The organism is Parapedobacter sp. 2B3, from assembly GCF_041925275.1.
GTDB classification, from domain to species: Bacteria; Bacteroidota; Bacteroidia; order Sphingobacteriales; family Sphingobacteriaceae; genus Parapedobacter; species Parapedobacter pyrenivorans_A.
In genome coordinates this window covers 20788-34717 of the sequence record NZ_JBHEUZ010000022.1, presented here as the reverse complement: position 1 = coordinate 34717, position 13930 = coordinate 20788, and the positions used below count along the sequence as shown (strand labels likewise).

General features: G+C 52.7%; 8 protein-coding genes. All 8 read left to right on the top strand.

The genetic code is table 11. The features are described from left to right. Positions 1-11: 11 nt before the first annotated feature. Genes ACEVG1_RS18755 through ACEVG1_RS18720 form a run of 8 tightly spaced genes read left to right on the top strand, consistent with a single transcriptional unit; the run spans position 12 to position 13928 of the window. On the top strand, positions 12-2051 hold the full coding sequence (locus tag ACEVG1_RS18755) for a hypothetical protein (protein WP_374745263.1): 2040 nt from the start codon (positions 12-14) through the stop codon (positions 2049-2051). Positions 2052-2095: 44 nt separating this feature from the next. After that, entirely contained in the window at positions 2096-3862 is a 1767-nt protein-coding gene (locus ACEVG1_RS18750) for a DUF5060 domain-containing protein (RefSeq protein ID WP_374745262.1), read from the top strand. Then, positions 3859-4932 carry a serine hydrolase gene (locus ACEVG1_RS18745; protein WP_374745261.1) on the top strand — a complete coding sequence of 358 codons (1074 nt, stop codon included), beginning with the start codon at positions 3859-3861 and terminating at the stop codon, positions 4930-4932. Before ACEVG1_RS18750 ends, ACEVG1_RS18745 begins: the two co-directional genes overlap by 4 nt. 9 nt (positions 4933-4941) lie before the next feature. Then, positions 4942-8382: a pectate lyase gene (gene pelA, locus ACEVG1_RS18740; protein ID WP_374745260.1), complete on the top strand. Its 3441-nt coding sequence runs from the start codon at positions 4942-4944 to the stop codon at positions 8380-8382. Positions 8383-8425: 43 nt separating this feature from the next. Continuing rightward, positions 8426-9784: a nucleoside hydrolase-like domain-containing protein gene (locus ACEVG1_RS18735; protein WP_374745259.1), complete on the top strand. Its 1359-nt coding sequence runs from the start codon at positions 8426-8428 to the stop codon at positions 9782-9784. Continuing rightward, entirely contained in the window at positions 9781-11121 is a 1341-nt protein-coding gene (locus ACEVG1_RS18730; RefSeq protein WP_374745258.1) for a nucleoside hydrolase-like domain-containing protein, read from the top strand. Before ACEVG1_RS18735 ends, ACEVG1_RS18730 begins: the two co-directional genes overlap by 4 nt. 26 nt (positions 11122-11147) lie before the next feature. Further along, entirely contained in the window at positions 11148-12884 is a 1737-nt protein-coding gene (locus ACEVG1_RS18725; RefSeq protein ID WP_374745257.1) for a PVC-type heme-binding CxxCH protein, read from the top strand. Between the two features lie 12 nt (positions 12885-12896). Next, positions 12897-13928, top strand: a complete 1032-nt coding sequence (locus tag ACEVG1_RS18720) for a Gfo/Idh/MocA family protein (RefSeq protein WP_374745256.1) — start codon at positions 12897-12899, stop codon at positions 13926-13928. Positions 13929-13930: the final 2 nt, after the last annotated feature.

Below are 13930 nucleotides of genomic sequence, written 5' to 3'. Positions count from 1 at the left end.
TAGTATGGTATATGAATAATCAAATGATGTTGGTGGTAACAGCGCTGTGCGCCGCGTTGTTTGCTGGATGCCAGCGCACCGGCGAGGTAACGGTGCTGTATGACGACTTTGCGGCATTGGATACCGGGCAAGTGTCTGTGGATGTAGGTGCGCACATTGAATACCACTACCTCGAAGAAGCCGCGCCCCGAGGGAATTGGGAGGTGAGTGTCTTCCGGTCGGTGCCGGGATTTAGGGTGGCTTGGCGCGTCCAAGAGGATACCACGCGCTACCTGTACCAAAGCTACAATACCGCTGAGAGCAAAAGCGCAAGCCGGTTTCATCCGATGGTCGCATTGACCAACGATGTCTTGTGGGAAAACTATACGGCCACCGTGCGCTTTGCGCCGGAAGCCCTGCATGACGAAGTGGGTATTGCCTTTCGGTATGTGCACGACCGGAATACCTACCTGCTGGCGCTGAACGGCGGAAATAAGGTGCAAATCAAAAAAGTGTATAACGGCTCAGGTATCGACCCCGAAGAGGAAGTCATTGCCGAAGCTGATTTCGCTTACGAGGTGGGTGGCCGAGTGACCGCTTCCATAACGGTAGATGGCCCGAATATCCGGGCGCGGATACAGGACGGGCCGACTTTGGAGGTGGTCGATACGTTGTATGGCCATGGCAAGCTGGCTTTGTTTGCCGATGTGCCGGCGCGGTTTTACGACGTGCGGATAACCATGCCCCAACATGACTACGACGTATACCTGAAGAAAGCGGCTGCGCGCGACGATGAAGAGCGGGCGTTGCGGGCCCAAAACCCCAAACCCGTGGTGTGGAAGAAGTTGAAAACGCCTGGTTTCGGCGTGGGCCGAAACCTGCGGTTCGGTGACCTCGACGGCGATGGGGTGAAAGATGTACTCGTGACGCAGGTGATATCCCACGGGCCGCGGAACCAATACGATGAGGCAGGCTGCCTGACCGCCATGACTTTTGACGGCGATATACTGTGGCAGGTAGGAAAGCCCGACCCGGACAACTGGGTACTCTTCAATGACGTAGCAGTGCAGATACACGACTTCAATAACGATGGAAAGAACGAGGTAATCTATGCCTCCGGATTCGAAATCAAGATACTCAACGGGCAGACCGGTCAGTTGATCAAGCGGATACCGACGCCGAAGGACCCCCGCGATGACGCCAAATTTGACCGTATACTGGGCGACTGCCTGTTTTTCTGCGATGTTAGCGGACGTGGATATGCAGGTGATCTGCTAATCAAAGACCGGTACTGGAACGTATGGGTATATGACAACGACCTTAAACTCAACTGGCATGCGGAAGTGAAAACCGGCCACTATCCATACCCCTTTGATGCGGACGGCGACGGCAAGGACGAGTTACTGATTGGATATGCGCTATTTGATGACGATGGTACAAAGCTGTGGGAAAAGGAATGGACGGACCACATGGATGGCATCGCCATGCTGCCGTTGAAGGACGGTGCCGATCCGACGGTATTTATTGCGGCGAGCGATGAGGGTTTCGCTTTCCTCGACAAAAATGGAAAGACGTTGAGGAAATACAATGTGGGGCACGTGCAGAACCCGGCAGCGGCCAATTTCAGGGACGACCTGCCCGGAATGGAGATTGTGACCATCAATTTCTGGGGCAACCAGGGCATCATTAATTTCTTCGATGCCGACATGAACTTGTATAAGACCTTTGAACCCAACCAGTTTGGTAGCATGTGCCTGCCGATAAACTGGACAGGTAAATCGGAAGAGTTTTTTGTGCACAACGCCAACGTGAAACAAGGCGGTATGTACGATGGTTGGGGCAGGCGGGTGGTGCTATTTCCCGACGATGGCCATCCCGACATGGCCAACGCGGTTTTGGACATCACGGGCGACTGCCGCGATGAGGTAGTGGTATGGAATCCCGAGGAATTGTGGGTATATACGCAGGAAGATAATCCAAAAACAGGTAAATTATATAAGCCGAAGAGAAATCCACTTTATAACTATTCCAACTACCAAGCTACGGTGTCCATGCCCGGTTGGAACGAATGACTATCGACAATGAATAGTAAATAGCAATTTTAAAAATCCAGCATATGAAACAATTAATTCGTATCGGCATCAGCTGTATGCTTTTTGGGGGCTTCTTCACGCTTCTCAAGGGACAAGAAGTATTGAACGCAAAGAATTTGGCCAAATGGGAGCCGGTGATTATCAATTTCAAGGGTCCCCAAGCGTCTTCTGCCGGCAATGCGCCCAATCCGTTTCTGGATTACAGGCTCGACGTCGTATTTACCGGTCCGTCGGGTAAAACGTATAAGGTGCCGGGATTCTACAACGGCGACGGCAAGGGCAATAATGCGGGTAACATTTGGACGGTGCGTTTTGCCCCTGATGAGGTAGGGAAATGGTCATTTCAGGTGTTGTTTAAAAAGGGCGACAAGATAGCCGTTGAGGCCAACCAAAAGGGCTCCTCCGTGGCTTTCGACGGGAAACGCGGGAAATTTCAGGTGGACGGGGTACGGAAAAGTGCGCCCGGCTTTTATCCACTTGGACGGCTGCAATACGTTGGCAAACACTATTTCAAGTTTGCTGATGGCGGATACTGGCTGAAAGGCGGAGCTGATAGCCCTGAAGACCTGCTTGGCTATGTGGGCTTCGACAACACGCCCGAAGCGACCCATAAGTATGAAGCGCATATCCGCGATTGGAAGCCCGGCGATCCGGATTGGGGGAATGGCAAGGGGAAGGCGATAATCGGAGCCTTGAATTACCTGGCCTCGCAAAACGTGAACTCCATTTACTTCTTACCCATGAACATCGGCGGCGATGGTAAGAACGTGTGGCCTTTCCTGGGTAAGTTGCATCGCTCCGGCAAGCCGGAAAACGATAACCTGCACTATGATGTAACAAAGCTCTCCCAGTGGGATACCGTTTTTACCCATGCACAGCGTAAAGGACTTTTCTTGCATTTTGTACTCAGTGAGGCGGAAGAACGCAACAAGCGAGAACTGGACAATGCCGAACTGGGTGTGGAACGTAAACTGTACTACCGGGAGATGATTGCCCGGTTTGGGTATCACCTGGCCTTGCAGTGGAATATCTGCGAAGAGTATAACCTGGAATATGACCTGACCCCTGATAGGGTGAAGCAGTTTGCGGCTTATATTCAACAGTTGGACCCCTACAAACATCCCGTGGCCGTGCACCATGCATCAAAAGTAGATAACATCTGGCCGCACTTCTACGATGAAAGGCTCATCCAGGTCGCGTCATTCCAAACGCGGAAACCCGATAACGTGTGGATATGGCGGAAGAAATCGGCAGAGGCGGGCAATCCGCAGGTCATTGGGCTTGACGAGCTCTTTCCCGATGTGGCCGACGAGAAAAATGTTTCTCGGTACCGCCGTGAGTACATCTGGCCAATCTATATGGCGGGAGGACAGACCGAGTTGATATTGGCGGAGCTTTTGAAAACCGAGGATTTCAGGAAGTACGAAGGGCATTGGGCGAACCTTAGACACGCCCGTAGTTTTTTTGAGGGCAACCTCCCTTTTTGGGAAATGCATCACATGCGCGGCATGATGCGCGGTGAGGATTACTACGAGGGTATAAACGGTGTCTGCTTCAGTACGGTGTTTGCAAAACCGGGCGAAGTATATGCTGTTTATTTCCCCCGGGCCCGGCAAACCGGCGAATTGGACCTCAGGGGAATCTCAGGAAGCTTCACGGCAAAATGGTACAACCCGAGGGAAGGCAGCTTCGAAGGTCCGGAGAAGCGCATAACGGGTGGCGATTGGGTGGCTTTGGGCGAGGTGCCCAGCAAGCCGGAAAACGATTGGGTACTCTTGCTTAAGAAATGATGAGGATCGGATGGATGGATTTTCAGCGTAGCTGGTGGACCATCAGCTGCACCGTATTGCTGGTCTGCCAAGCCATGGCCCAATCGATACCTGTGTTCCCCGGTGAACATTGGCAAGAGCGCAGCCCTGCCGAAGCTGGCATGGACGCCCAGCTACTCGACTCCTTGGTGGATATGCTCGGTGGCAGGGGATGTGTCGTGGCCGACGGATATATCGTTCGTTCATGGGGTGACCAGTCTGAGCGGAGCGACTGGATGTCTGCGGTGAAGCCGGTGTTCAGCACGATGCTGTTCTTCGCAGTGGAAGAAGGCAAACTGACCAGCGTGGATGCCAAAATAAGAAAATTGGGGTGGCCGTTGCTGCCAAAAGACCGTAGCATGACCTTCGCTCACTTGGCCAACATGATCAGCGGATACGCGCGGCCGGAAAAGCCCGGAAAAGCCTGGGCATATAACGACTATGCCATACAATTGTATCACCTGAGCTTGTTTGACCGGGTATTTAAGCAGCCAGCCACGGAAGCTTTCATGCAGCGATTGGGAGTGATGCAATTTGAACATAAATTGGATTTCAGGGAAGACAAACCGCGCATACGCGCGTCGGTACGTGATTTTGCTCGCATCGGCTTGTTTTGGCTCAGCAAAGGAAATTGGGCCGGCAATCAAATCTTGCCACGGAAGTATTTTGACCGGTATATGAAACCACACGTACGGCGAAATCTGCCTCACACTAAAAGCGGACCGAAGACCCATAATGATTACCTCGGAATAGGCACATTTGGCGGAGGATCTGACCACTTTGTAGACATCGGAGCCGGCATCTACGGGTTTAATTGGTGGTTTAACGGGACGGGCCGTTTGCACCCGGATAAGCTTACCTGGCCTGATGCTACCCCCAAAACCTTTATGGCTGTCGGAGCGGGCGGCAATGTCTTGGTTGTTATACCCGAACACAATCTTATTCTCGCTAGTGCCAAAGGCGATTGGGGAAGCCTGGAAAAGGGCGTGGGCAAATCGGATGGAAAATTCAATCGGGCCGTCAAGTTATTGCTGGCTTCATACCTCAAATAAATAACGATAATGCGTAACATACTCGTTTTCATACCGATGTTTTTGGGGAGCCTGGGATTGACGCATCTGCATGCACAGGATGTTTCTCCGCGTAAGACAAGCGTTATTTACGATACGGATATGGGCAATGATGTAGACGATGTGTTGGCGTTGGCCATGCTGCATAACTATCATAAAGCGGGAACCATCGACCTGTTGGGGATTACTATATCAAAGGCAAACCCTTATGCGGTGCCCTATACCCAGTTTGTAAATTCCTACTACGGACGCCCTGACGTACCGATAGGATATGTGTATGAGGGGGCTACGCCCGGGCCGGGTAATTACATCAGGCAAACATTGGAAGCTATCGGAGGCTACGGACGCAAGCTGAAAACCTCGGATTTGACGAAGCAAGGTATTCCCGAGGGGTACAAACTGCTGAGAAAGCTGTTGGCATCCGAACCAGATGGAAGCGTGATCTTGGTCGTTGTCGGTTTTCATACCAATATTGCGCGCCTGTTGCAGTCGAAGCCCGACGAATTCAGTCGGTTGGATGGGGTTGCGTTGGTGCGGCGCAAGGTCAGGTTGCTGTCCGTGATGGCGGGTGACTTTGAGCAACAAAGGGCAGAGTACAATGTCAAGATGGACATTGCTGCTGCCCGGCAGGTTTTTGATGAATGGCCCGGCGAAATTATCGTGAGTGGATATGAAACCGGGCGCCGTATCACCTATCCGGTAAGCAGCATATTGAACGATTTCGATGATCGGAACAACCATCCTGTGCCCGTGTCGTATCAGTTCTATAGGCGTATGCCTTATGAAAACGCGACGTGGGACTTGCTATCTGTTCTCCAAGCGGCGGAGCCTGAAAAAGGGTATTTCGACCTCTCAAAGCATGGGCGCGTCGTATGCGATTCGAACGGTATTACGACGTTTGTCGTCAATCCCAAAGGAAAGCACCGATTGCATGTACCCTCGACTGCCGCTATGGACATTGTCAAAAAGAGGAGATTGTTGGTAAGTAGAGTGACCGGAGACATGAACAGCGGCGAGCGCGAGTGGCACCCCAAGGCAAGTATCAAGCAGTTTTCAGACGGAATCAGCCATTGGAACTACATGAGCGATATGGCCGGAGCCGGTTATGATCGGTTCAGCCCGGATGAGTCGATATATATCGCCGATAATTTGGTGCTTTACCAAAACCAGGATGGCGGATGGCCCAAGAACATTGATTGGCTGGCCAAGCTTGACCCAAAGGAGGTGATAGGCGCGCTTCCGCAGGAAAGGCACAAAAGAAGCACATTGGATAACCGTAATACGTATTCGCAGGTAGCATATCTTGCTCATTTATATACCGAAACCGGTGTGGATAAATTTCGCGAATCTGCCGATAGGGGGATTGACTATATCTTGGCAGCCCAAAACAGAAGCGGCGGCTGGCGCGGATGGGATGTAGATGCCATTACGTATAACGACGATGTCATGATCGGGACCATGCAGCTGTTGCGCGACATCGTAGACGACAAGCCTGACTATTACTGGGTAAGCGAAAAGAAAAGGGAACAAATAAAGAAGGCGCTCGATCGGGCTATCGATGTGACCTTGAGGGCTCAGATTGTAGTCAACGGAAAGAAAACCGGGTGGTGCCAACAGCATGACCACCAGACACTAATGCCTACCAAAGCACGCACCTATGAGCTTCCTGCCATCTGCCCGATGGAAACCACCAGCATTATCCGCTTTCTGATGAAATTGGAACATCCGGATAACCGTATAAAGGAAGCTATAGAGGCAGCGGTCATATGGCTGGATGAGGCCAAAATAACTGGACTGCGCATAGACAACGTACCCGTTGACGAATCCCGTAAGGGAGAGTTCAGGGTGGGCTATGACAGGGTGGAAGTGAGCGATCCGAACGCCCCTGCATTGTGGGCTCGCTTTCACGAAATCAGTGACAACAGGCCTTTCATGGCAAACCGCGATGGAAAGAAGGTATACCACCTGCAGGATGTCGAACCCGAGAGGCGTGTTGGTTATTCCTGGTATTCGACAGGCCCCCAGGTCATTTTTGACAAAGATTATCCGGCTTGGAAAAAGAAATTCAGCCAGCCGATCATTGACTTGTACCCGGTATTGGAGTTTCCCTTGGGTGCGGATGCCGGCGACGTTAAAGCCGTGCCTGTGCAACTAAGCCCTGAAGAAGCCGGGATACTGGTCGTCTACAATAGCGGCCGGGGTGTAGGTAGCCCCAACCCTCAATTTTTTGTCTTCCCTGATGGTACCTATAATTTTGTCCTATTTGACAGTAAGGGCAGGGAACTGTGGCGCAAGGACCTCGGAAAACACGTCATCCCCGATGGCAATTTCTGCCCGGTATTCCCTTTTGACCTCGATGGTGACGGCGCAGAGGAAATCTGGTTTGTGAATAATACCGATAAATACCGACCACTCGCTTCAAAGAAGTACGTGGTAGAAAAACTGGATCCGGCGACCGGTAACTCACTTGGCTCGTTCCCTTTTCCGATGATTTCTGATAAACAACCCATGGGCAATCTTTTCCGATTGTTTTTGATGGGCGGATATGCTAGCGGCAAACCTGTTTTGCTGACCGGTCAGGGCACCTATGCGTACGGGCCCATGGCAGTGCATGCATATAATCCGGATCTCTCCGAGCGGTGGCGCCTGGAAATACCGGTAGGGGCCAAGGGTGCGCGCGGCAGCCACATGTCTCCGATGGTAGACATGGACAACGATGGCGATGATGAATTGCTGTGGGGCGAACGATGTATACGGATATCCGATGGCAGCTACCTGTTCGTTGCCGACTACGACCGGTATACTGGGCACTCCGACGTGGTGCAGCCGGTGATGAACCGCAAGGAAAAGCGATGGTACCTGTATACCTGCAGGGAAAACGGTGAGCAGCCCCGCCTGGTGTTTTTCAATGATAAAGGCGAACGCATATGGACCGACCTGACCGGCCATGTAGATATCGGTTGGGTAGCCACGTTCAGCCCGAAAGGCAAAGTTGTGGCAGCAGCCTATGAGATAGACCGAAAATTTGCAGATGGATTTGAGTGGGTGCGGACAAATGGCCGTGAGTATTTCTATGACGTGTTTACGGGCGAACGCCTTGACCCGCCGTTTGAAGGCTTTGTGGCATCCATACCCGTAGACGTCAACGGTGATGGGGTACATGAACTGTTCTCGGGAGGGAAGCTGTATAGCTACGACGGTAGTGTTACCGAATTGCCACATAGGGGAGGCTTGATACTGGCATCTAAGCTGACGGACCATCCTGGCGAACACCTGCTGACCATAGATCGTGAAGGCATGATACGCATATGGGTCGACCGTAATGCAGATGATACGGAGGTGGCGAAGTGGCGGTATAGTCACCCGTTCTACAAGCGTAACCAGAAATTGACGGCTTCGGGTTCCAATAAAAGGAATTTGGGAGGCTTGTAATTTCCATACAGGTAAAAATTAAGTTGACAAAAACAGTGACGCGATGATACGTAAAACAAAATTGATGATGGTGTACGGGGCTATGATTGGCTTCGCTACAGCAAGTTGTACCCATGCTGAAACGCAGAAGCCCGAGGGAAAGCAACGGGTGATTGCGATGACCGACGGCGAAATCGATGATTGGAGTTCGATGATCCGCTTCCTGTTGTATACAAGTGACTTTGACGTGGAGGCGATTATCGAGACGAACTCCGTGTGGCAGCGGGAAGGCCATAGCCGGGAGACCTGGCTGGAAGACCAGCTTGGCGCCTACGAAAGCGTATATCCCAACTTGATCAAGCATCACGAAGGATATCCGACAGCTGATGCGCTGCGTGCGCTGTGCTACGTAGGTGACGAAGACAGCACGCACCTCGCGGGTATAAGGAACAGCAAGGAGCAGGTTCCCGGAGCCCCCGTTGAAATCCTTCCAGACGGTTGGGAAGACACCCCCGGCTCGGAGCGGATCATTGAAATACTGCTGAAAGACGATCCACGCCCCGTGCATATTCAGGCTTGGGGAGGGGGAAACACGTTATCACGAGCGTTGTACAAACTGAAAGCGGAATTCCCCGACCGATACGACGAGGCGGTGGCTAAAACCGTAGTCTACAACGTATCCTATCAGGACGACGCGGGAAACTACATCGAACAGTATCATCCCGGGGTGACGATGATTCATTGTACGTCGTTTTCCGGAACTTGGAATTACAGGGTCCAAACGGATACCTATGATTTTATCCGAGACGAGGTCAAAAACAACCACGGCCCGTTGGGGGCGCTGTATCCGCAAGACTATGTCAGCGAGGGCGATTCCCCGGCGTTTATGTACGTCATCGCAAATGGCCTGAGAAACTATGCCCACCCCACTTGGGGCGGGTGGGGCGGACGCTTCACGAAGACAAAAAAGGCGCCCAATACCTATCGGAACGCCGTCGACGACGATGACAATGGAGACAAGCGCCATGCCATGCGCCGCTGGGTATCGGCCTCGAACGCGGATTTCCAGGCACGGATGGACTGGTGCGTTGCCGAGCGGTATGAAGATGCAAACCATCCGCCGAAAGTGCGGGTGGACGTGGGAACGGATATCACCGTCAAAAGCGGAGAAACCGTAACGCTGGACGCTTCGGGGAGCGAAGATCCGGATGGAGACAAGTTGACGTTCAATTGGTGGCAGTATAGGGAGGTGGGTACCTATGATCGGCTTGTGGACTTTTCCGGCAGTGATCAACAGGCAATTACGTTTACCGCCCCCGATGTGGAAGAGCCGAAGACGATACACTTCATCGTGGAGGCGAAAGACGACGGGGTGCCATCATTGGTTGGTTACCAACGGGTAGTTGTAGAGGTAGTGCCATGAAAGCGTGCCGCCGTTCTGTTGTCATAGGTGTGGCTGCTTGCTTGCTGGTTCAGTCCGTCGACGTAGCGGAGGCAGGGAGGGCGGTACAGGATAAACGGCCTCGGGTAATCGTCATGACAGACGGTGAATGCGATGACCGGGCGTCCATGGTTCGCTTCCTTTTGAATACATGCCATGTCGACTTGGAGGCTATCGTCCAAACCAACTCGCGCTTCCAGAAAAACGGCCACAGTGCCGAACGATGGATTGAGGATCAGATTGATGCGTATGAAAAAGTATATCCGAACTTGATAAAGCACGATGGGCTTTATCCGCATCCGGATACGGTAAGGGCAAGGATTGTGGTGGGCGATGAGGATTATGAACACATGCGGACGATAAAGACGTGGGACCAGAAACCCGGGCACAAGGTTGAATATTTTCCGGACGACTGGCCAGACACGCCGGGGTCAGACCGTATCGTGGATGTATTGCTCAGCGATGACCCAAGGCCGGTACATATCCAGGCATGGGGAGGGGCAAATACGCTTTCCCGAGCGCTCTTCGTGCTGAAAAACCGTCATCCACAGGACTATGAACGGGCCATTGCCAAAGCAAGGTTCTATACGATATGGTATCAGGATGACGCGGGGAACTATATCGAGCGCCATCATCCGGGGCTAATGTTGATTTGGTGCGATGGCTTTAGCACGACTTGGACCGTTGGTGCCCACGATAGGGCCTTCTTTGAGCGGAATGTGACCAATGGCCACGGTCCATTGGGTGCAAAAATGCCGTTGGGATGCGGAGAAGGGGACACGCCCGCCCAATTGTGGGCGTTGGATAACGGCTTGCGCAACCACGAAGATCCGACATTCGGCGGTTGGGGCGGCCGGTTTGTCGCCCATCCCGACCTGCCCAATGTGTATGTTGACATCCACGATGGAGATCATGGGCAAGCGATACGCCGATGGATGGTGCAAGTGAACCATGATTTTATAGCCAAATTGGACTGGTGCGTAGTCGAGCGTTTTGAAGACGCGAATCATAAGCCCGTCATCCATATCCGCGGAGGTGTGGGTGACCGCACGGTGCGTGCCGGGAAAACACTGACGCTGGATGCAAGAAAGACGAAAGATCCGGACGGCGATCGAGTCCGCTTGAGATGGTGGCAATACCGGGAAGCCGGTACCTTGGACGAAACGGTGGCGTTGAACGAGTTGCCTGACGGGCGTGTGCAACTGGTGGCGCCTCAGGTAGACCGGCGGGCAACCCTGCACCTCATTCTGGAAGTGCAGGACGATGGTACCCCGACGTTGACGGCTTTTCAGCGTATCATAGTGCATGTTTTGCCTTAAAAGAAAGGACACAAAGATTGAAATCGATGACCTGGAATAATACCGTTTACCTGTTGATCGTCGGCATGGCTGTTGCGACGGTGTTCGTTGCCTGTCAAAACTCCGGCGGCGGACAAAACGAGTCCGAAGTCGACGTTTTTGCGGACCACGTACGTAGCACGGAAGCGGTGGAGGCCATGGAGGCCAAAAAGCGCTTTCGGCTGCCCGATGGATTCGAGATTGAACTGTTTGCCTCCGAGCCCCAAATCGGGAAGCCGATGAATATGGCGTTCGACGCGCGAGGTAGGCTGTGGGTCAGCCAGACCACGGCCTACCCGTTTCCGGCCGGTCCGGGAAAAGGTAAAGACCGGATAACCATTTTGGAAGACACAGACGGCGATGGACGTGCGGATGTGTTCACCGACGTCGCCGATACGTTGAATATCCCCATCGGCATATTGCCATACCGCGATGGGGTGATATCGTTCAGCATACCGAATATTTATTACTTCCCGGAGTTGCGAACACAGGGGACGGACAGTACCAAGGTGTTGGTGGGTGCTTTTGGCTACAAGGATACGCATGGTATGATCAACGGCCTGACGCGCGGCTTCGATGGATGGATTTATGCCTGCCATGGATTCAGCAATGAATCGGATGCGAAAGGTACCGATGGCAGTCGGCTGGTGCTGTCTTCCGGCAATACCTTCCGTTTTCAGGTGGATGGCAGCAGGTTGCAGCAGACCACATCCGGGCGTGTCAATCCCTTTGGACTAGCTTTCGACGAACGGGGATACCTGTATTCGGTCGATTGCCACTCCTCTCCGCTATACCAATTGATTACAGGAGGCGAATATCCACATTTCGGAAAAATGGAGGGCGGAATAGGCTATGCTCCGGAAATGAAGCCTCACGACCAAGAAGCGACAGCCTTGGCCGGTATTGCATATTATGCGGACGATAGGTTCCCCGAAGCCTACTGCAACAACTTCTATGTTGGCGATGTGGTGAAGTCGCGCATTTACCGCTACGCCGTTGATTGGTGTGGATCATCGCCCGTGGGGCGGCAGGAGGATGACTTCCTGACCACCGACGATCCGTGGTTCCGACCTGTAGACGTTCAAATGGGACCTGATGGTGCGCTGTACGTAGCAGACTTCTACAATCGCATCATCGGGCACTACGAGGTGCCGCTTGATCATCCGGGCCGGGATCGTGAACGTGGTCGTATATGGAAGATCACCTACAAAGGGCCGGGTGTCGCCGCACAAGGTAAGGAAAGCCGGACGGACTGGTCCAGCGCCAGTATCAAGGAACTTTTGCAAGGCTTGAAACGGAATAACCTGAAAGAGCGGATGCTGATTACCGACAGGTTGGCAGACGTTATCGGCTCGTCTCCGCACAACTACGGGATGTGGTGGCATGAACAGGCCATGGACGCCGATGGAGATGCCGCCTGGAGGCTGCATGGAATCAACCGTATGTTTTCGCAAGCCCACGCATTGGAATTGGCCGACATAGATGGTGACGGTATCCCGGATTTGATAACCGGCAAGCGGTATTACGCGCACAATGGGCATGATCCGGGCGCGAAAGAGCCAGCAGTATTGTACTGGTTTGAATCTGTAGTCGAGGGGAGCGGCCCGTCATGGATACCACATGAGATAGACAACAATTCGGGTGTAGGGCTTCAGGTGTTGGCGAAAGACGTAAACGGCGACGGGTTGCTGGATATCGTGGCGGCCAACAAAAAGGGGGTGCACTATTTTGAACGGATACACTAGGCATAAGCAGCTATGGGAAACAATGAGCGTATTTTAAGAGGGGCTATCATCGGTTGCGGATTCTGGGCGCAATACCAGATCGCGGCGTGGCTTGAACTGGACCACGTGGAACTGGTCGCCGTGTATAACCGAACGCGTAGCAAAGCAAACGACCTGGCCCGGCGCTTCGGTATCCCTGCGGTTTACGATGACATCAGGGCACTTTTTGAAAAGGAACATCTTGATTTTGTAGATATCATTACCGATGTGGATACTCATGCTTTCTTTGTAAAAGAAGCGATAAAGTGGTCGATACCGGTAATCTGCCAGAAGCCGATGGCACCTGACGTCAACGTATCCCGTGAATTGGTACGACTAGGCAAAAACACACGTGTCCCTTTTTTTATCCATGAGAATTTTCGTTGGCAGACGCCGATAAGGCGATTGAGAGCACTACTCGATGAAGGCAGGATTGGAAAGGTTTTCAAAGCGCGGATTGCATTCTGTTCGCATTTCCCCGTTTTTGACAACCAACCCTTCTTGGCTTCCTTGGAGCGGTTTATCCTGATGGACATCGGGTCGCATGTGTTGGACATCGTCAGGTTTCTGCTTGGCGAAGCAAAAAGTATGTATTGCCTTACGAACACCGTAAACCCGCGCATCAAGGGAGAGGACGTGGCAAACATCCTGCTGGAGATGCGGAGCGGAGCGCATTGCGCCGTCGAACTGTCCTATGCTTCTTTGCTCGAAGAGGAGGTTTTCCCACAGACGCTCGTACGTTTGGAAGGCACCTTGGGTACTGCGGAAATATGCGCCGGTCATACCGTTAAAGTCACAACGGATCGAGGTACCGTCAGCGAGAAGGCCGAACCGGTTGCCTATGCATGGGCGGACCCAGCGTATGCGTTGGTACATGCTTCTATAGTGGAAATAAACCGGAACTTCCGCGATACCTTGCAAGGGAAAGGCGTTGCGGAAACGGATGCTCAAGATAATTTCAAGACCATGCAACTGGTATACGACGCTTATGAGTCGGCAGTGACCGGCAAGGTGATTACATATTGACC

Coding starts and splice junctions, on each gene's coding strand:
- ACEVG1_RS18750 (WP_374745262.1), top strand. CDS start 2,096: ATGAAACAATTAATTCGTATCGGCATCAGCTGTATGCTTTTTGGGGGC.
- ACEVG1_RS18735 (WP_374745259.1), top strand. CDS start 8,426: ATGATACGTAAAACAAAATTGATGATGGTGTACGGGGCTATGATTGGC.
- ACEVG1_RS18745 (WP_374745261.1), top strand. CDS start 3,859: ATGATGAGGATCGGATGGATGGATTTTCAGCGTAGCTGGTGGACCATC.
- ACEVG1_RS18725 (WP_374745257.1), top strand. CDS start 11,148: ATGACCTGGAATAATACCGTTTACCTGTTGATCGTCGGCATGGCTGTT.
- ACEVG1_RS18720 (WP_374745256.1), top strand. CDS start 12,897: ATGGGAAACAATGAGCGTATTTTAAGAGGGGCTATCATCGGTTGCGGA.
- ACEVG1_RS18755 (WP_374745263.1), top strand. CDS start 12: ATGAATAATCAAATGATGTTGGTGGTAACAGCGCTGTGCGCCGCGTTG.
- pelA (WP_374745260.1), top strand. CDS start 4,942: ATGCGTAACATACTCGTTTTCATACCGATGTTTTTGGGGAGCCTGGGA.
- ACEVG1_RS18730 (WP_374745258.1), top strand. CDS start 9,781: ATGAAAGCGTGCCGCCGTTCTGTTGTCATAGGTGTGGCTGCTTGCTTG.